This is a genomic window from Actinomadura rifamycini DSM 43936, from assembly GCF_000425065.1.
GTDB classification, from domain to species: domain Bacteria; phylum Actinomycetota; class Actinomycetes; order Streptosporangiales; family Streptosporangiaceae; genus Spirillospora; species Spirillospora rifamycini.
The window spans coordinates 342663-360440 of sequence record NZ_AULB01000007.1; the positions used below are offsets into that span (position 1 = coordinate 342663).

The 17778-nt window shown below is 75.3% G+C and carries 18 protein-coding genes and 1 pseudogene; 10 read left to right on the plus strand and 9 right to left on the minus strand.

Going from position 1 to position 17778, the window contains the following annotated elements:
• Positions 1-101 precede the first annotated feature (101 nt).
• A complete protein-coding gene (locus H505_RS0104305; protein ID WP_026400990.1) occupies positions 102-1115 on the plus strand; it encodes an alpha/beta hydrolase in 1014 nt (337 codons plus the stop codon).
• Positions 1116-1132: 17 nt separating this feature from the next.
• Here the strand turns inward: H505_RS0104305 and H505_RS0104310 are convergent, their stop codons facing one another.
• The gene (locus H505_RS0104310; RefSeq protein WP_245592430.1) at positions 1133-2374 is read right to left on the minus strand and encodes a PP2C family protein-serine/threonine phosphatase; all 1242 of its coding nucleotides are present in this window, start codon (positions 2372-2374) and stop codon (positions 1133-1135) included.
• A gap of 296 nt (positions 2375-2670) precedes the next feature.
• Between H505_RS0104310 and H505_RS0104315 the strand changes: the two genes are divergently transcribed.
• The 3 genes from H505_RS0104315 to H505_RS0104325 all read left to right on the plus strand — a co-directional run bounded on the left by H505_RS0104315 (position 2671) and on the right by H505_RS0104325 (position 6256).
• A complete protein-coding gene (locus H505_RS0104315) occupies positions 2671-3534 on the plus strand; it encodes a HalD/BesD family halogenase (RefSeq protein ID WP_026400992.1) in 864 nt (287 codons plus the stop codon).
• A 70-nt stretch (positions 3535-3604) separates the two neighbouring features.
• Entirely contained in the window at positions 3605-4414 is an 810-nt protein-coding gene (locus H505_RS0104320; protein ID WP_026400993.1) for a class I SAM-dependent methyltransferase, read from the plus strand.
• A gap of 60 nt (positions 4415-4474) precedes the next feature.
• On the plus strand, positions 4475-6256 hold the full coding sequence (locus tag H505_RS0104325) for a choline/carnitine O-acyltransferase (RefSeq protein WP_026400994.1): 1782 nt from the start codon (positions 4475-4477) through the stop codon (positions 6254-6256).
• Between the two features lie 3 nt (positions 6257-6259).
• Here the strand turns inward: H505_RS0104325 and H505_RS0104330 are convergent, their stop codons facing one another.
• The 4 genes from H505_RS0104330 to H505_RS39725 all read right to left on the minus strand — a co-directional run bounded on the left by H505_RS0104330 (position 6260) and on the right by H505_RS39725 (position 9967).
• Positions 6260-6835, minus strand: a complete 576-nt coding sequence (locus tag H505_RS0104330; RefSeq protein WP_026400995.1) for an antibiotic biosynthesis monooxygenase — start codon at positions 6833-6835, stop codon at positions 6260-6262.
• A 107-nt stretch (positions 6836-6942) separates the two neighbouring features.
• Complete coding sequence (locus H505_RS0104335; protein WP_034516542.1) at positions 6943-8151, minus strand: ABC transporter permease; 1209 nt, start codon at positions 8149-8151, stop codon at positions 6943-6945.
• Entirely contained in the window at positions 8151-8834 is a 684-nt protein-coding gene (locus H505_RS0104340; RefSeq protein WP_026400997.1) for an ABC transporter ATP-binding protein, read from the minus strand. Before H505_RS0104340 ends, H505_RS0104335 begins: the two co-directional genes overlap by 1 nt.
• On the minus strand, positions 8831-9967 hold the full coding sequence (locus tag H505_RS39725; protein WP_157432896.1) for a peptidoglycan-binding protein: 1137 nt from the start codon (positions 9965-9967) through the stop codon (positions 8831-8833). The genes H505_RS0104340 and H505_RS39725 overlap by 4 nt, the downstream gene beginning before the upstream one ends.
• Positions 9968-10030: 63 nt before the next feature.
• Here H505_RS39725 and H505_RS39730 point away from each other — a divergent pair, with 63 nt between their 5' ends.
• On the plus strand, positions 10031-11005 hold the full coding sequence (locus H505_RS39730) for a sensor histidine kinase (RefSeq protein ID WP_084549832.1): 975 nt from the start codon (positions 10031-10033) through the stop codon (positions 11003-11005).
• Here the strand turns inward: H505_RS39730 and H505_RS39735 are convergent.
• Entirely contained in the window at positions 10987-11745 is a 759-nt protein-coding gene (locus tag H505_RS39735; RefSeq protein WP_051300196.1) for a helix-turn-helix domain-containing protein, read from the minus strand. The genes H505_RS39730 and H505_RS39735 overlap by 19 nt on opposite strands.
• A gap of 281 nt (positions 11746-12026) precedes the next feature.
• Here H505_RS39735 and H505_RS39740 point away from each other — a divergent pair, with 281 nt between their 5' ends.
• The 5 genes from H505_RS39740 (at position 12027) to H505_RS39745 (ending at position 16179) form a co-directional block, all read left to right on the plus strand.
• Positions 12027-13388 carry an ATP-binding protein gene (locus tag H505_RS39740; RefSeq protein ID WP_051300197.1) on the plus strand — a complete coding sequence of 454 codons (1362 nt, stop codon included), beginning with the start codon at positions 12027-12029 and terminating at the stop codon, positions 13386-13388.
• Positions 13385-13831 carry a roadblock/LC7 domain-containing protein gene (locus H505_RS0104370; protein ID WP_233617898.1) on the plus strand — a complete coding sequence of 149 codons (447 nt, stop codon included), beginning with the start codon at positions 13385-13387 and terminating at the stop codon, positions 13829-13831. Before H505_RS39740 ends, H505_RS0104370 begins: the two co-directional genes overlap by 4 nt.
• Entirely contained in the window at positions 13828-14181 is a 354-nt protein-coding gene (locus tag H505_RS0104375; protein WP_026401000.1) for a DUF742 domain-containing protein, read from the plus strand. The genes H505_RS0104370 and H505_RS0104375 overlap by 4 nt, the downstream gene beginning before the upstream one ends.
• Complete coding sequence (locus tag H505_RS0104380) at positions 14159-14794, plus strand: GTP-binding protein (RefSeq protein WP_084549836.1); 636 nt, start codon at positions 14159-14161, stop codon at positions 14792-14794. Before H505_RS0104375 ends, H505_RS0104380 begins: the two co-directional genes overlap by 23 nt.
• 203 nt (positions 14795-14997) lie before the next feature.
• Complete coding sequence (locus H505_RS39745) at positions 14998-16179, plus strand: cytochrome P450 family protein (protein WP_051300199.1); 1182 nt, start codon at positions 14998-15000, stop codon at positions 16177-16179.
• Here H505_RS39745 and H505_RS48735 read toward each other — a convergent pair.
• From H505_RS48735 to H505_RS39755, 3 genes and pseudogenes are all read right to left on the minus strand, one after another.
• Entirely contained in the window at positions 16151-16792 is a 642-nt protein-coding gene (locus tag H505_RS48735; protein ID WP_245592431.1) for an ADP-ribosylglycohydrolase family protein, read from the minus strand. The genes H505_RS39745 and H505_RS48735 overlap by 29 nt on opposite strands.
• A 199-nt stretch (positions 16793-16991) precedes the next feature.
• Positions 16992-17147 (minus strand): annotated as a pseudogene (locus H505_RS52615) (ADP-ribosylglycohydrolase family protein); the annotation flags it as partial.
• A 107-nt stretch (positions 17148-17254) separates the two neighbouring features.
• Entirely contained in the window at positions 17255-17752 is a 498-nt protein-coding gene (locus H505_RS39755) for an STAS domain-containing protein (RefSeq protein ID WP_125619355.1), read from the minus strand.
• Positions 17753-17778 lie beyond the last annotated feature (26 nt).

Genomic DNA, 17778 nt, shown 5'->3' on the forward strand with positions numbered 1-17778 from the left:
ACACACTCCAATGCATTTTATACGCCTTTCCGGCGCCGCATTCACGATCGGCGAAACGGGAACTTACTCTGAGTAGGTTCCTTTTCCCGAAAGGCTCCCCCGTGTTCCGCCGCAGCGCCGCCGCCGCATGCGCGGCGATCCTCGCCCCGACCGTCCTGTCCGCCCCGCCCGCGCTCGCCGCCCCGCCCGCCCGCGTCCCGCCGCACGCCGCCGCGCACGCCGCCGCGCACGCCGCGACGGGCGGCGCCCGGGTGGTCGCGGAGACCCGGGTCGCCCCCCGCACCCTGGACCTCACCATCGAGTCGCCGGCGATGGGCCGGCGCGATAAGGTGCGGCTGCTCGTCCCGGACGGCTGGTCGCGGGACGCGCACCGCACCTGGCCGACGCTGTGGCTGCTGCACGGCGGCGTCGACGACCACACCGCCTGGACCCGCGACACCGACGTCGCGGAACTCACCGCCGGCTCGGACGTCATCGTCGTCATGCCGAACGGCGGCCGGTGCGGGAACTACTCCGACTGGTGGAACTACGGCGACGGCGGCCCGCCGCGCTGGGAGACGTTCCACATGACCGAGGTCCGCGGAATTCTGGAACGCGAATACGGCGCCGGGAAGCGGCGGGCGATCGCGGGGAATTCCATGGGCGGGCTCGGCGCGATGCTGTACGCGGCGCGCTTCCCCGGCATGTTCGAGGCCGCCGCGGCCTTCAGCGGCTACCTGCACACCCTCGACGGGCACACCCCCGGCGACGACTCCATCGGCTGGGGCCCGTCCTTCTCCTGCCCGGGGACGGACTGGCGGCGCGTGTGGGGCGACCCCGACGACCAGGCCGCGATCTGGCGCGCGCACAACCCGACCGACCAGGCCGGACGGCTCGCCGGGGTGCGGCTGTGGGTGGCGAGCGGCGACGGCCGGCGCGGCGACCTCGGCGGGTGGCCGTTCACCGACCCGGTGGAGGCGGCGACGCACCGGCACGGCCGCGCGTTCGTCGACCGGCTCCGCGACCACGGCGTCCCGGTCACGGCGCGGTTCTACCGCGGGCAGCACACGTGGCCGTACTGGCAGCGCGAACTGCACGAGGCGTACCCGGTGCTGATGCGGGCGCTGCGCGGCTGACCCGTGCGGGCGCCGTCTCAGAGCCCGGTCAACCGTTTCGCCGCCCGCTCCCCGCCGGACGGCCCGTACCACTCCAGGAGCAGGACCGTGGCGTCGTCGTCCAGGCGTCCGGCGTGGTGCTCCAGGATGCCGCGGATGAGCCGCCGCAGCGTCTCGGGGACGGGCAGGCCCGCGGCGTCGTGCCGGACGATGAAGTCGACGAACCGGGCGATGCCGAACTCGCGCTTGCTCGGATCGCGGGCCTCGACGACCCCGTCGGTGTAGAGGATGACGCGGTCGCCCGGCTGGAGCTGCTCCTCGCACACCCGCGGGGGCAGGTCGAGGCCGGTGCCGAGCGGGACGCCCGGGGCGCACTCCAGGGTCGTCACCCAGCGCCCGCCGCGGATGACGATCGGCGGCGGATGCCCGTACGAGGCCCACGCGAGCATCCCGGTCGACAGGTGCAGGCTGGCCAGCACCGCGGTGACGAACCGGCCCGAGGAGTCCTGCTCGACGAGGGCCTCCTCGATGGCCCGCCCGTTCTCCAGGAGGTCGCCGCCCTCCACCCGGTTGTTCCGGTACGCCGCGACCGCCAGGTTGGACGTCAGGCCCGCGGCCGTGTCGTGGCCCATGGCGTCGAACACGCCGAGGTGCACGATCTCGCCGTACAGGCCGTAGTCGAAGGTGTCGCCGCCCAGCTTGTAGGCGGGTTCGAGCGCGGCGGCGATCACCATCTCGTTGTTGGCGAAGGTCATCGGGGGCAGCAGCCGCCACTGCATCTCCGCGGACACCGTCATGTGCCGGGTGCGGACCAGCCGGGCGAGCGAGTCGCTCGACGGGCCCTTGCTGACGATCATCAGCGCGGTGAGGGCCGCGAGCGACTCGGCGAGCCGCAGGGCCGCGGCGTCGTCCGCCATGGTGAGCCGCACCACGCCGAGGCGTTCGGCCCCGTCCAGCAGGGGCAGCCACCAGTGGCACAGCCCGTCGGCGGCGTCGCCGCCGCGCACCGGGACGACGCTCTGGAAGGCGCGGCCCGCGAGGGTCCCGTCGACCCGGATGTCCGGGACGGCGCCCTCGGCGGCGCCCTCCGCGATCTCGCGGTCCGTCTCCCGGCCGGTCAGGAGGCGGAGCACGCCCTGCTGCAGGTCCACCATGTAGATCCGCATGTCGTGCAGCCCGACCGCGGCGGCGTGCCCGGCGACGACGTCGGGGACCTGCTTCAGCGACGTCAGGTGGCTGGCGGTGAGCAGGTCCGCCAGCATGCGCTCGCCGCCGTCCACGCGCTCGGCCCTTCCGCTCGGATGCAGGTCCCGCGATGCGTGTACCCGGCTGCGCTGTGAAAACACGGCCCCGCACGGGGCCCCCACCGGGCTGGCGGGGCGTGCACGCGGCGTGAGATGGGACACACGGACGGGTGCGGCGGTGCGGCCGCCGCGATAATTTGGAACGTTCGAAAGCACAGGTCACCGGCCCCGTTCATCGGCTTCTGATAAATCGCCCCAGAAAGGTGCACCGTGAATTGATACAAGGGATGTGCTAAAACCCGTCTTGAGTTCGCCGAGGCGGAAGGACGTCCATGGGCGCGGCAACGGAACCGGACCGGGCGATCGACACCGAACGCTATCCCCTCGCCGCGCCGGCGAGCGCGCGCTGGGACGAGGTCGTCTCCGCGACCCGGGCCGAACTGGCGGAGACCGGCTGCTGCGTGCTGCCCGACTTCGTCCGCCCGGAATGGCAGGAGACGCTCCGGGCCGAATGCGCGTCCGTCGAACGGGACGCGCATTTCGACGTCGAAACGGTGAACGCCTACAACACCGACGTGCACGCGCCGCTGCCGGAGGGCCACCCCGGACGGCTCACCGTCGAGCGGGGGAACGCGTTCGTCGCCCGCGACCGCCTGCCGCCGCACCACATCGTCCCCCGGCTCTATTCGAACCCGCTTTTCCGGCATTTCGTCGCGAGCTGTTTCGGGCTGCCGGAGGTGCACGAGCTGGCCGACCCGCTGTCGGGGCTCGTGCTGAACGTCGTCCGGCCGGGGATGGAGCACCCCTGGCACTTCGACACGAACGAATTCACGGTCAGCCTGCTGACGCAGGAGGCGGAGGGCGGGGGCGTCTTCGAGTACTGCCCGAACATCAGGTCCGCGGAGGCGGAGAACTTCGACGACGTGCGGCGCGTGCTCACCGGCGAGGGCGCGCACCTGGTCCGCGGCCTCACGCTGCGGCCCGGCGACCTCCAGCTGTTCAAGGGGCGCTACTCGCTGCACCGGGTGAGCGCCGTCCGCGGCGCGACGGCCCGGCACACCGCGATCTTCGCCTACAGCGAGCGCCCGGGGGTGGTGGGCAGCGTGGCCCGCACCCGGCAGCTCTTCGGCCGCGTGCTGCCCGAGCATCACGCCGCCGAAGGCCGCGCCGTCCGGGTGGACGCCCTGCTCGACTGACCGCTCCCCTCCGCCGGCCCCCTCCTTCGAGCCCGTTCCTCCAGCCCCCCGTGAGGAAGGACCGCGATCCGTGCGCGTCGACACGTCCGGAAAGATCTCGCTCGACCACATCTACACGCAGCCCGACCCCCGCGCCTACTTCACGACGCTGCGGGACCTCGACTACCGCATCCCCCAGCTCGCCCGCCCGCACTTCGCCGCGCTGCTCGACGAGTACCGCGCGGCGCGGAACGTCGCCGTCCCGACCGTGCTCGACATCGGCTGCTCCTACGGCATCAACGCGGCGCTGCTGAAATACGGGATCACGATGGGCGAGCTGTACGAGCGCTACAGCGGCGCCGACGCCCACCGGCGGACCCGCGACGCGCTGCTGGCCCGCGACCGCGAGCTGAGCGGCCGCGCCGCGCGCACCGCCCCCGCGCGCTTCATCGGCCTGGACGCCTCCGGCAACGCCCTCGCCTACGCGCTCGACGCCGGGTTCCTGGACGGCGCCGTCCACGCCGACCTCGAGAGCGACGACCCGACGGGCCCGCAGCGGGACCTGCTCGCGGAGACCGACCTCGTCGTCTCCACCGGCTGCCTCGGCTACGTCACCGAGCGGACGATCGCCCGCGTCCTCGCCGCGTGCGGCGCGCGGCGCCCGTGGATGGCGCACTTCATCCTGCGGATGTTCCCGTTCGCCCCGATCGCCGAGACGCTCGCCGCGGCCGGCTACGAGACCGTCCGGAGCGAGGGCCTGTTCCGGCAGCGGCGGTTCGCCACGCCGCAGGAGCGCGAGAACGTGCTGCTGCGGCTCGCGGACGCCGGGATCGACCCGGGCGGTCTGGAGACCGACGGCTGGTACTACGCCGAACTGCACGTGTCCCGCCCCCGCCCCTGACGCGCGCCGGCGCCGGCCGGCACTCCCCCGACCCCACGACCCGGAAACCGAGGACCGACGTTGAACGAACCCTCCACCCGCACCTTCGGCAACGAGGACGCGCTGCCGCGGGTGCCGCTGCCCGCGCTCGACGAGACCCGCGAGCGGTTCCTGCGCTGGTGCGCGCCCCTGCTCACCGCGGACGAGCTCGCACGGACCGAGGCGGCGCTGGACGAGTTCGTCCGCCCGGACGGGCCGGGGCGGCGGCTGCACGCGGAACTCGAACGGTACGACCGGAGCGAGGGCGTGCACAGCTGGCTCGACACGTTCTGGCCGTACCGGTACCTGGGGCGCCGCGACCGCATCGCGCTCAACGCGAACTTCTTCTTCCTGTTCGGCGACTCCGGGGAGACGCAGGTCGCGCGGGCGGCCGGGCTGATCGCGGGCGCGCTGGACTACAAGCTGCGGCTGGACGACGAGCGAGTGCCGCCGGTCGTGCAGCGGGGGCGCCCGCTGTCGATGGAGCAGAACAAGTTCCTGTTCTCGACGACGCGGATCCCCGGGCCCGAGCAGGACACCGTCCGCGCCCCCTACAGCGACGCGTGGCCGGGGCCGTCGACCGCCCGGCACATCGTCGTGTTCTTCCGCGGGAACATGTTCCGGATGGACGTGATCGGCCCGGACGGCCGCCCGCACACGCTCGACGAGCTCGCCGCGGGCCTCGGGACGGTCCTGAAAGCGGAGCCGTCGCCGGAGCCGTCCCCGGGGCACCTGACGACGAAGGCGCGGGCCGAGTGGGCGGCGAGCCGGGACGCGCTGCTCGCCCTCGACCCCCGCAACGGGCGCGCCCTCGACACCGTGGAGACCGCCCTGTTCTGCGTCTGCCTCGAGGACTTCGCGCCCGCGTCGGCGCAGGAGGCGTGCGACGACCTGCTGCACGGCGACAGTGCGAACCGCTGGTTCGACAAGGCGGTCTCGTTCGTCGTCTTCGGGGACGGGACGGCCGGCATCAACGTGGAGCACTGCGGGCTGGACGGCACGACGATCCTCAGCTTCGTGGACGCGCTGCTCGGCGAGCCCGCGGCGGAGCAGTCGCGGCGGTCGGGCGCCCGCGGCCAGGGCCTCCCGGCGGTCGAGCCGATCGAGTTCGTCCTCGACGACGCCCTGCGCGCGGACGTCCGGGCGGCGGGCGCGGCGTTCGCCGACTACGCCGCCGCGACCGCGACGGCCTGCGTCCCGTTCGACGACTTCGGCTCGCGCGACGCGAAGGCCCTCGGGATGTCGCCGGACGCGTTCGTCCAGATGGCGTACCAGCTCGCGCACAAGCGCGCGAAGGGCCGGATCGGCGCGACGTACGAGTCGATCGCGACGCGGCAGTACCGGCGGGGCCGCACGGAGGCGATGCGGGTCGTGACGCCGGAGGTGCTGCGGTTCGTCGAGGCCATGGACGACCCGGACGCGGGGGCGGACGCCCGCCGGGACGCGTTCCGCGCCGCCGCCGACGCGCACGTCCGGCGCGCGAAGGAGTGCCAGTCGGGGCGGGCGCCGGAGCAGCACCTCTGGGAGCTGCAGCTCATCGCGAAGCGGCGGGGGGACACCGAGCCGCTGCCGCTGTTCGACTCCCCCGGCTGGACCGTCATGCGGGACGACTACCTGAGCACCAGTTCGGCGCCGTCGACGAACATCCGGTACTTCGGGTTCGGGTCGACGAGCGAGCAGTGCATCGGCGTCGCGTACGTCCTGCTCCCGGACCGGTTCAACCTGTACCTGAGCACGCCGCGCCCGGTCGCGGACGCGATGTACGACTTCGCCGACCGCCTCCGCGGCGCCGTCCGGGAGCTGCGGGAGCTGCTGTCCGGCTGACGCTCAGTGCCCCGGGCGCGCCGCCCGGGGCACCCGCCGGACCGGGTACAGCCAGCGCCGCAGCGCCCGGCTCAGCGCCGGCATGACGAGCAGGGTGAGCAGCGGGACGACGATCGCGGGGAACAGCAGGGCCTTCAGCGGCAGCGGCCAGTCCTGCGCGAGCGGGGTGACGAACGCCTGGAGCAGCAGGCTGAGCGGGTAGACGGCGCAGAACGTCACGGCGATCATCTTCGCCTTCGACGAGGCCGGCACCGACTCGCCCGGCAGGCTGAACCAGGTCTCGAGCCCGGTGGTGCGGTGCGAGTGCTCCTCGGCGATGCCGCCGAGCCGCTCGAACAGGTCGCGCCGCTCGGGCGAGTCGAGCCAGCCGTCGAGGCTCTCCTGGTCGTCGAACCGGACGACCGTGTAGTAGCGGTGCCGCCGGCCTTCGGCGCGCAGCCACGTCGCGTCCTCGTGCCCCGGGTAGCGGCCCGCGGCCTCGCGGAGCGACTCCGTCCACCGCTCGAAGTCGCGCTCGCGGCCCGGCGCGACGTCCCAGGTGAACACGACCGTCACCGGCTCCCGTCCGCGCTGCTCCATCCCAGGAGCCTCACCGCTGCCGCCCTTTCCATGCACGACCGCGCCGGCGGAGGCGGTCCGGGACCGGGCCCCGGACCGCCTCCGCCGCGGGTCGGCGCGCGGCCGCGTCAGGTGCCGGCGAGCGCCTCGGTCGGGGAGAGGCGGGACGCCCGGACCGCCGGGTACAGGCCCGCCGCCGCGCCGATGAGGAGCGTGGCGAGGACGCCGCCGCCGACCGCCCAGGCGGGCACCACCACCGGCCAGCCCTGGTACAGGGCGTAGACCGCGGTGATCAGTCCGCCGATGAGCGCGCCGCCGAGACCGCCGAGCGCGGACAGCAGCAGCGACTCGGTGAGGAACTGCGTGCGGACCTGGCCGCGGGTCGCGCCCAGCGACCGGCGCAGGCCGATCTCCGCGCGCCGCTCCAGCACCGAGATGACCATGGTGTTGGCCACCCCGACGCCGCCGACCAGCAGCGCGACCGCGCCGACGCCCAGCAGCAGCCCGGTGAACGCCTCGCCCGCGGCCTGCCGCGCGGCGAGCGCGTCGGACGGGCGCGACACCTCGACCTCGTTGGGCGCCTCCGGGTTCGCGGTGGGCCCGAGCACGCCGCGGACGTCCTCGACGGCGACGTCCCGCGACCGGGTGTAGACGGTCGTGGCGTACCCGTCGAAGCCGAGTTCGGACGCCGCGACCGGCCAGCCGACCAGCGCGGCGGTGTCCAGCTCGGGCGCCAGCCCGGCCGGTTCCAGGATGCCGATGACGGTGAAGTACTCGCCGCCGATCAGCACCTGGACGTCCGGTCCGGCGCGGCCGACGCCGAGCCGCTCGGCGGCCTTCGCGCCGAGGACGGTCGCCGGGTAGCGGCCCGTCGCGTCGTTCAGCCAGACGCCGTCGGCGAGTTCGGCGCCGACGGCGGCGCGCAGGTCGGTGCGCGCCGCGTACGCGGCGATGCCCTTGGTGTCGCTCTCCGGGATCTTCGAGGTGCGGTACACGCCCACGTCGTCGAGCAGGCCGATCGCCGACACCTCCCGGACGGGCGCGATCCGCCCGACCATCGTCTCGGCCTCCAGCGGGAGCTGCGCGTCCTCCCCGGTCATCGTGCTGCCGGGCGCCACGGTGAGCAGGTTGGTGCCGAGCGCGTCGAGGGCGCGGTCCAGCTCCGCCCGCGACGACGACGACACGCCGACGACGGCGACCATCGCGGCGATGCCGATCGCGATGCCGAGCGCGGACAGGAACGCCCGCATCGGCCGCGTCCGCAGCCCGACCGCGCCGGTCCGGACGACGTCGCGCGGCCGCATCCGGGCGGGCCGCAGGGCCGTGCCGTCCGCCATCAGGCCACCTCCGCGGGGTCGGCCGCGGAGTCGGACCGGACGCGGCCGTCGCGCATCCGGACCCGCCGCGGCAGCGCGGCCGCGATCTCCCGATCGTGGGTGATGACGACGACGGTGGTCCCGGCGGCGTTCAGCTCGCGCAGCAGCGCCATCACCCCGTCGCCCGAGACGGAGTCGAGCGCGCCCGTCGGCTCGTCCGCCAGCAGCAGCGCCGGCTCCCCGGCGACGGCCCGCGCGATCGCGACCCGCTGCCGCTCGCCGCCGGACAGCTCGTGCGGCTCGTGGTCGAGGCGGTGCCCGAGCCCGACGCGTTCGAGAGCGGCCGCCGCGCGGTCCCGGCGGGCGCCGAGCCGCAGCCCCGTGTACAGCAGGCCGTCGGCGACGTTGTCGAGCGCGCGCGTCCCGGCCGCCAGGTGGAACTGCTGGAAGACGAACCCGATGGCGGACGCCCGCAGCGCCGACAGCTTCGCGTCCGGGAGCCGCCCCACGTCGTGCCCGCCGATGCGGACGGTGCCGGACGTGGGCCGGTCGAGGGTGCCGAGCACGTTCAGCATCGTCGACTTGCCCGACCCGGACGGCCCGACGATCGCGACGAGCTCGCCCGCCGCGACGCGCAGGGACACCCCGCCGAGGGCCCGGACGCCGCCGGGGTACTCCTTCGTCACGTCCCGCAGCTCGATCACTCGGGGACCCCCACGACCGTGCCCTCGGTGATGCCGGGCCCGGAGATCTCGACGTTCCCGCCCGCGAACAGGCCGGTCTCGACGGGGACGAACGCCGCCGCGCCGTCCTTGACGACCTCCACGCCGAACCCGCCCTCGCTCAGCGCCACCAGCGCCGTCACCGGGACGGTCAGGACGTTCTCCTTCTGCCCGGCGGTGAACGTGACGTCGGCGGACGCGAGCGCGTAGCCGGCGGCGGCCTTCGCGGCCTCGCCGGAGTCGAGCCACACGGTCACCTCCACCTTCGTGGCCGGCTCCTCGCCCTGCCCGCCCGGGTCGATCACGGTGGTGACCTCGTCGATCTCCGCCCGGACCGGCTCGCTCTCCGGCAGGGTGACCTCGACCTCCGCGCCCTTCTTCGCCATCCGCTGCTCGGACGTCTCGAGCTCGGCGGTGACGGCCTTCGCGGTCCCGGTGTAGTCGAGCACCTTCGTGCCGGGCCCGACCCGCGCGCCGACGCTCGCCTGCAGGCCGTCCACCCGGACGGCGCCGCGCGCGAACACCACCCGTCCGGGCTCGACGGTCCCGGTCTCCTCGACGCCGATGTCCTCCTGCCACTCCCGGACGGCCGCGGCGGTCGCGGTCGAGTACGCGTCGTCCACCGTGAAGCCGCCGTAGCCGAGGGCGCTCAGGTTCTTCTCGAACCGCTCGACGTCCGCGCCCTCGGTGCCGGTCCGCAGCGGCCGGTAGGCGGGCTTCGACCCGTACATGAGGACCACCGGGTCGCCGTCCACCTCGTACAGCTCCCGCCCGCGCTCGATCTCCGACCCGCTCTCGGGCAGGTCGGTCAGGGTGCCCTTGAGTCCGGCGGCGGCGGTGGAGACCGGGCCGTACCCGAGTTCGCCGTCCACGGTCTCGGTGTCCTTGAGCGTCTGCCGGACGACCTGGGCGGTGTGCGCCGGCAGCCCGGTCGCCGCCGCCTCGCCCGTCCGGCCGCCGCCGTCCAGCGCGACGAACGCGCCGCCTCCGCCCGCGGCGGCGACGGCCGCGGCGGCGAGCGCGATCTGCAGCCGCGGCCGTCGGCGGCGGGACCCGCGCCGCCCGGCGGCGCCGCCGTCCGCCGCGGGGGGAACCCGGCGGGCGGGCGCGTCCACGCGAGGGGCGAGACCGTCGACACGGCCTCGGACGACCGCCTCCACATCACCCTGGAGAACCTGATGCGCGCCCAGACGAAGGAGGTGCGGGACGCGGCGGTCACCTCCCTCATCACCCAGGGGTCGATCGCGCTGCTGGTCGTCGGCGGGGTCGCGGCCGGGTTCGGGTGGCTGATCGCGGGGCAGGTCCTCGCGCCGCTGCACCGGGTCACCGAGACGGCCCGGCGGATCGCGGCGGCGCCCGCCGCGGACCGCGGCCTGCACGAGCGGATCGCGCTGCGGGGGCGGCGCGACGAGGTCGCGGAGCTGGCCGACACGTTCGACACGATGATCGAGCGGCTCGACCGGTCGTTCGACGGGCAGCGCCGGTTCGTCGCGAACGCGTCGCACGAGCTGCGCACGCCGCTGACGGTCGGCCGGGCGATGGTCGAGGTCGCGATGCACCGCAGGTCGGCGTCCCCGGACGTCCTGCGGCTGGGCGAGGCGCTGCTGCAGATCAACGCGCGGCACGAGCGGCTGATCGGCGGGCTGCTGCTGCTCGCCCGGTCGGAGAACGAGGTCGTGAACGCGGCGCCGCTGGACCTCGCGGACGTCGTCGCGCACGTGGCGGCGCAGACGGCGGACGAGGCCGCGGAGGCGGGCGTGGCGGTGCGGGCCGACGCGGGCGAGGCCGTGACGTCGGGCGACGCGCTGCTGCTGGAGCGGGTCGTCCAGAACCTCGTGGAGAACGGCATCCGGCACAACGCGGGCGCGGACGGCTGGGTGCGGGTCGCGTCGCGGACGGCGGGGCCCCGGGTGGTGCTGGAGGTCGCGAACTCGGGGCCGGTCGTGCCGCCGTACGAGGTCCCGGCGCTGTTCGAGCCGTTCCGGCGGCTCGACGCCGACCGGGTGGTCACCGCGAAGGGGGCGGGGCTGGGGCTGTCGATCGTCCAGTCGATCGTGCGGGCGCACGGCGGGACGGTGACGGCGCGGCCCCGGGCCGGCGGCGGCCTCGACGTCGAGGTCGTGCTGCCCGTCCGTCAGCCGGTCCCGGTCTGACCGCGCCGCAGCTCGCGGGGGCTGACGCCGAACCGGCGGCGGAACGCGGTGCTCAGCGCCCCGGCGGAGGAGAACCCGGCGGCGTGCGCCAGGTCGGTGATCGACACGGCGCGGTCGGCGGGATCGCGGAGCCGGTCGCGGACGAGCCGGAGCCGCTCCTCGCGGATGAGGGCGCGCGGCGTCGTCCCGGCCCGCTGGAGGGCGAGCTGGATCTGGCGGAGCGACCAGCCGAGCTCCTGCGCCATCACGCGGCCGGTGAGTCCGGGGTCGGTGGCGTGCGCCCGCACGTAGCGGCGGACGACCGCCTCGACCGCGGCGAGGTTCCCGGGCGCGGGCGGCCGCTCCGCGGCGCGTCCCGCGACGGCCATGCGGAGCAGTTCGGCGATCCGGTCGCAGGCCGCGTCGAACTCGGCGGCGCCGAGCGCGCCCGCCCCCGCCTCGGCGGCGACGGCCCGCGCCATGTCCGCGACGACCCGGCCGAGGCCGCACGACACGTCGACGCGGACGACGGCGCCGAGCGCGGCGGGCGGCAGTTCGCGCACCGGGACGGCCAGGGCGAGGGCCCGCCCGGCCGGGCGCGCGGGATGCGCGGGCGGCAGCAGGACCGCGGTCTCCGGGGGCAGGCCGGCGCCGTCCAGGGCGAGGCCGCCGCCGTCGGGGAGCAGGAGGCGGCCGGTGCCGCGCGGCGCGGGGTCGTCCGGCCGGTACCGGGCGACCCGGTAGGCGGCGCCGTCGCCCATCCGCGCCTCCGCCCGCACCCGCCGTTTTCCCGTACCGCCGCAGGTCAGGCTAGCGCGATCATGACCGAAAACCGGCATTAACTACCGGAAAGTAACTCCTTTTCGGCGCACGGTGATCATTCATGCGCGTGGCGGCGGCTTTTCTGCGCGTTCGCACAAGCGCCCAGGCCCGGGGCGTCCTACGGTCACCAAATCGCGACATTTCATTACTGTCCGATACCCCACCCCGGCCCCGGGCGCCCAGCGCCCGCCGCGGCCGTCCCCCTGCGCACGAGGAACCGATGGAGCACATCCTGTGGGCGGCGGCCCTGGCCGCCGTGGCCGGCGTCGCCGCCGTCCTGCTGGCCCGCGAGCGCCGGTCGGCCGCCGGGCTCCGCGACCGCGCGGCCGAACTCTCGGACGCCGTCGAACTGCGGGACCGGGAACTGGCCCACCTCGCGGCGGTACGGCTGCCCGAGCTGGCGGAGTCGCTGCAGAACTCGGCCGTCCGGGTGAGCGGCCCGCTGCACCGGCGGTTCGACGCGAAGGCGCCCGGGTTCGCCCAGGACGTCCAGAAGATCATGGACCTGTTCGGCGGGGCGGTCGAGCGGATCACCGAGCACGCGGCGCTCGCGAGCCGGTCCGCGGGCCGCTCGATGATGCGCACGATGCAGAGCCTCGCCAACGAGCAGCAGCTCGCCATCTCGACCATGCAGGAGCGGCACGACGACCCCGACGTGCTCGAGGGGCTGCTGCGCATCGACCACATGAACGCGCAGATCGGCCGCCGCGCGCAGGCCATGGCGGTGCTGAGCGGGTCGTGGCCGGGCCAGCAGCGGTCGGCGTCCTCGCTGAGCGACGTGGTGCGCGGCGCCACCTCCCGCATCCGCGACTACCTGCGCGTCAACGTGCAGAACCCGGTGAACATGGCGGTGACCAGCCGCGCCGTGGAGCCGGTCGTGCTGGCCGTCGCCGAACTGCTGGACAACGCCGCCCGGCACTCCCGGCCCGACACCATGGTCGAGGTCAACTTCCAGACGACCCACAACGGCGTCGCCGTCATGATCGACGACGCCGGGGTCGCGATGACGCCCGAGGAGCTGCGGCGGGCGGACGAGCGGCTGTCCGGCGACGTCCCGCCGGACGTGCAGTGGCTCGGCGACCCGCCGCAGGTCGGGTTCGCCGTCGCGGGCGTGCTCGCCGCGCGGTACGGGTTCTCGGTGTCGGTCGACACCCGCTCCCCCTACGGCGGCGTCCGCGCGGTGGTGCTCATCCCGAACGCGCTGCTCACGCCCGTCCCGGACACGCCGCGCCCGGCCGCCGCGCACGGGACCGGCGCGGGCCGCCCGGCGGACCGGGCGCCGGCCGGGGACGCCGCGCGGACCGGGACGGTCACCGCGGGCGGGCTGCCGAAGCGCAGCCGCGCCGCGGCCGCCGGGCGCGCCGCCGGGCGGGCCGAGGAGCAGACTTCCGGCGCGGGGGACGCGACGGACACCGCCGTGCCGGCGCCGGCCGCCGGCGCCGGCGAGGAACCGCCGGCCCGGCCGGCACGAGAGATCGCCGCGGGCCTCGGCGCCTGGCAGCGGGGGACGCGCTCCGGCCGTGCCGGCGCGCCGCCCGGGGACGCCGGCGCCTCCGGACCCGGAGGGGACCCGCGGCCATGAACGAGGGGTGGAACGGCTCGATGGACGACGGTGTGAACCGGCTCGGCTGGATGCTGGACGACGCCCTGCGGATGCCCGGGACGCGGTACGCGATCCTGCTGTCGGCCGACGGGCTGCTGATGGCGCACTCGGAGCGCATCGGCCGCGACGACGCCGAACGGCAGGCGGCGGGGATGGCCGGGCTGCAGTCGCTCGCCCGCAGCACCGCCGAGTTCTGCGGCACCGCCGACGCCGCCTGGCGGCAGACGATCAGCGAGTTCGACGACGGGTACGTGTTCCTCGTCGCGGCGGGGCCGGGCGCCTACCTGGCGGTGTCGGCGGCGCTGGACGTGGACATGGAGACCGTGTCGTTCCGGCTGCAGGAACTGGTGCAGCGGCTCGGCAAGGAGCTGACGAGCCCGCCCCGCCCGGACGCCGGCGGGGCCCGGGGCGGCATCGCATGACGCGCCGCCGCAACGACCGCGCGCTGGTGCGCCCGCACGTCGTCACCGGCGGCCGGGCGCACCCCACCCGCAACGTGTTCGACCTGGTCACGCTGGTCACCGCGAACACGGACCTGCCGCTCACCGGGCTCAGCCCGGAGAAGCTGCGGATCGTGGAGCTGTGCCGCGGCGGCGCGCTGTCGGTCGTGGAGATCGCCGGGCACCTGGAGCTGCCCGTCGGCGTCACCAAGGTGCTGCTGTCGGACCTGGTGGACGACGGCCACCTCACCACGCGGGCCCCGGCGCCCGCGGCGCGCACCCAGGCCCGGCTCCTGCAGGAGGTGCTCGATGGACTCCGCGCCACTCTCTGAGCCGCCCGCCGGGCGGCCCGACGACGGCGGGTACACGGGCGGACGGTACGTGCGCGACACCGTCCGGACGGCCGTCAAGATCCTCATCGTGGGGCACTTCGCCGTCGGCAAGACCACCTACGTCGGGACGCTGTCGGAGATCCGGCCGCTGCGCACCGAGGAGCGGATGACGCAGGCCGGGGCGACCGTCGACGACCTCGCCGACATCCGCGGCAAGACGACCACGACCGTCGCGATGGACTTCGGCCGGCTGACGCTGAGCGACGACCTCGTCCTCTACCTGTTCGGGGCGCCCGGGCAGCAGCGCTTCACCCGGCTGTGGAACGACCTGGCGCGCGGGGCGCTCGGCGCGCTGATCCTCGTCGACACCGCGCGGCTCGACCAGTCGTTCGCCGTCATGGACATCGTGGAGCGGCAGGGCCTGCCGTACGCGGTCGCGGTCAACCGGTTCGAGGGCTCGCCGTCCTTCCCCGAGGAGGAGGTGCGCGAGGCGCTCGACCTGGCGCCCGAGACGCCGCTGGTGACGTGCGACGCCCGCGACCGCGCGTCGTCCACCAAGGCCCTGATCGCGCTCGTCGACCATCTTCTTTTCTTGGACAGGGAGACTCCGTGAGCGAGCGTAAGGAGCGAAGCGACTGGAGCTCGCTCACGGAGGTGCCGGGGGGTGTGGGGGGTCGCCCCCCACAAGAAACAGGCAGCGAGCGTAAGGAGCGAAGCGACTGGAGCTCGCTCACGGAGGTACCGGGGGGTGTGGGGGGTCGCCCCCCACACGAAACAGGCAGCGAGCTTGAGGACGGTGGCGCGGCTTCGGGGCCGGTGAAGCTGTACGGTCCGGAGTTCGCGCGCGACCCCGGCGCGGTGTACGACCGGCTGCGGCGCGAGTACGGCGAGCTGGCGCCGGTGGAGCTGGCGCCGGGCGCGGAGGCGACGCTCGTCATCGGCTACGACGCGGCGCTGGAGGTCATGCGCGACCCCGGCCGGTTCCCGCGCGGCGGCGCCGAGTGGCACGCGACCCTCCCGCCGGACTCCCCGGTGCTGCCGGTCCTCGGCGACCGTCCCACCACCCTGTCGGCCAACGGCCCCGTGCACGCCCGCCTCCGCACGGCCATCACCGACAGCCTCGCCAGGATCGACCCGTTCGCGCTGCGGGGGTACGTCGAGTCGAGCGCGGACCGGCTGATCGACGCGGTCGCGGGGAAGGGCGAGGCGGACCTGGTCGCCGACTACGCGAAGCCGCTCCCGATCCTGGTGTCCAACGAGCTGTTCGGCTGCCCCGCCGAGATCGGTGACCGGATCTCGCGCGGCACCCGGGGCATGCTGGACGCCAGCGCCCCCGGCGCGATGCCCGCCGAGGAGGCGAACGCCATGTTCGCCAAGGCCACCCAGGACCTGGTGGCGCTCAAGCGGGAGAAGCCGGGCCCGGACGTGACGTCGTGGCTCATCGGCCATCCCGCCGGGCTCGACGACGACGAGCTGGCCGAGCAGCTCGGCATGCTGCTCGCGATCGGCGTCGAACCCCAGCTGAACCTCATCGCCAACGGGCTGCGGCTGCTGCTGTCGGACGACCGGTTCGGCGGGGACCTCGCGGGCGGCAGCCTGCCGGTCGAGGACGCTCTCGACGAGATCCTGTGGACCGACCCTCCGCTGGCCAACTTCGGCACGACCTACCCGCGCCACGAGGTGAACCTCCGCGGCCACCGCCTGCCCGCGCACCGTCCGGTCGTGATCAGCTACGCGGCGGCGACCACCGACCCGTCCCGGGCGTCCGCGGAACGGGCCGGGAACCGCGCCCACCTGGCGTTCGCGGCGGGCCCGCACGGCTGCCCCGCCAAGGGCCCGGCGCGGGTGATCGCGTCCCTGGCGATCGAGCGGCTCCTCGACCGGCTGCCCGACCTCGAACTGGCCGTCCGGGGCGACGAGCTGCGGTGGCGTCCCGGCCCGTTCCACCGCGCCCTCGTCGCGCTGCCCGTCACGTTCCCGGTGGAGGAGGCGCGGTAGGCGCCGCGGGCGGGTCACCGTCCGGGGCCGCGGGCGGGCGCATGTACGGCGGCGGGGGCGGCGGTTCCCATCCGGACGTCCCGCCGGGCGCGCCGGGCGCCTGCGGCGCGAACCCGGCGGGCATCCGGAAGCTCCAGCGGGTGAGCGGGTAGCCCGCCTCGTCCTTGGGCGGGTTCGGCCCGAACTCGGTCGCGCAGTCCCGGACGACGTCCTCGATCGCGCGCCGCGCCTCGACCGCCTCCCGCCAGCCGCGCGGCAGCGCGACCGTCCCGCCCGCGGCGCCGACCAGGTTGCCGCAGACCGAACCGGTCGAGTCGCTGTTGCCCCCGTGGTTCACCGCGAGCAGCAGCCGGCACCGCCCGGCCTCCTGCACGTCGTCCGCCGGGACGGGCGCGAGCGCCGCGTACACGCCGATCGCGAGGGCCTCGGGGCCCGTCCACCCGGCGCCGAGGGTCTGCAGCCGTTCGGCCGTCCCCGGCCCCGCGGCGGCGAGCGCGGCGGCCTCGGCCAGCTTGGCCGACGTCTCCCGGTGGCCCCGGTGCCGCCCCAGCTCGGAGCGGGCGGCGTCCAGGGCCACGCCCATGTTGCCGCCCCGCACCAGCACCGACACCATCGCCGCCAGCGCCCCCGCCGGGAGCTGCCCGCCGGGGTGGCCGTGCGTCAGCTCGGCCGCCCCGCGGCCGACCTCGAACGCGGTGGCCGGGTCGGTGTGCGGGAACCCGCAGGGCGCGGCCCGGACGACGCCCCCGCACCCCTTGGAGTCGTTGACCGGCTCGTCCGGCGACGAACGCCGTGACGCCGTCCGGCCCGTACCGGTCGCGGATCTCGCCGAGCGCCATGCCCTCCACCGGCGCGCCGAGCGCGTCGCCGATCGCGCCGCCGAGCAGGCACCCGAGCATCCGGTCGGGCTCGGCGTCCGGCCACGGCGCGTACCTCTCCCGGTCCCTTGCCATCCGGTCCATCGCCATGCGCGCACCCTAGTCCGCTCCGGCGCCGCGGCACCGCACCGGCCGAAGCCCCGGCCGAGGCCCCCGCCTCGTGACGGCGCCTCGTGACGGCGCCGCGTGACGGCGGGTCAGGTGCGGGGGCGGCAGTGGACCTGGAGGCCCGGGGCCGCGTTCCACCCGATGAGGCGGACGAGCCGGTCGATGTGGGCCGACACCGAGTGCAGGACGAGCATGTGGCCGAGGTCGTGCAGGTCCCGCGCGGCGCGGGCGAACGCGCGCAGGCCCGAGACGTCCACGAAGCCGACGCCGGCGAGGTCCACGTGGACGTCGCCGCCCGCGCGGGCCTGCGCGCCGTGCAGCGCCCGGGTGAGGGCGGGGACGTTCGACACGTCGATCTCGCCGGTGAGCCGCAGCCACGGCGAGCCGGTGGCGCCCGCGATGTGCAGCAGCGGCGAGTCGAGCTCGACGAGGTCGTAGCGGGGCGACGCCCGCTCCGGACGCGGCACACCCGATTCGGAATCCCCGCCGGTGATCCGCCAGACCGTCATCTGCTCCTCGCCCTTCGGGCGGGGCGCCCGCACCGTGATGATGCCGCCGTGGCGGCCCCGCACGTCCCAGGTTCTCACCTCGCCCGGCTCCGCGCCCTCACCTG

What these genes read in the sequence shown, in the direction of transcription:
- H505_RS0104330 (WP_026400995.1), bottom strand. Translation starts at nt 6,835, where the DNA reads ATGGAGCAGCGCGGACGGGAGCCGGTGACGGTCGTGTTCACCTGGGAC.
- H505_RS0104335 (WP_034516542.1), bottom strand. Translation starts at nt 8,151, where the DNA reads ATGGCGGACGGCACGGCCCTGCGGCCCGCCCGGATGCGGCCGCGCGAC.
- H505_RS39730 (WP_084549832.1), top strand. Translation starts at nt 10,031, where the DNA reads ATGCGCGCCCAGACGAAGGAGGTGCGGGACGCGGCGGTCACCTCCCTC.
- H505_RS48735 (WP_245592431.1), bottom strand. Translation starts at nt 16,792, where the DNA reads ATGGTGTCGGTGCTGGTGCGGGGCGGCAACATGGGCGTGGCCCTGGAC.
- H505_RS0104380 (WP_084549836.1), top strand. Translation starts at nt 14,159, where the DNA reads ATGGACTCCGCGCCACTCTCTGAGCCGCCCGCCGGGCGGCCCGACGAC.
- H505_RS0104315 (WP_026400992.1), top strand. Translation starts at nt 2,671, where the DNA reads ATGGGCGCGGCAACGGAACCGGACCGGGCGATCGACACCGAACGCTAT.
- H505_RS0104375 (WP_026401000.1), top strand. Translation starts at nt 13,828, where the DNA reads ATGACGCGCCGCCGCAACGACCGCGCGCTGGTGCGCCCGCACGTCGTC.
- H505_RS39735 (WP_051300196.1), bottom strand. Translation starts at nt 11,745, where the DNA reads ATGGGCGACGGCGCCGCCTACCGGGTCGCCCGGTACCGGCCGGACGAC.
- H505_RS39740 (WP_051300197.1), top strand. Translation starts at nt 12,027, where the DNA reads ATGGAGCACATCCTGTGGGCGGCGGCCCTGGCCGCCGTGGCCGGCGTC.
- H505_RS0104370 (WP_233617898.1), top strand. Translation starts at nt 13,385, where the DNA reads ATGAACGAGGGGTGGAACGGCTCGATGGACGACGGTGTGAACCGGCTC.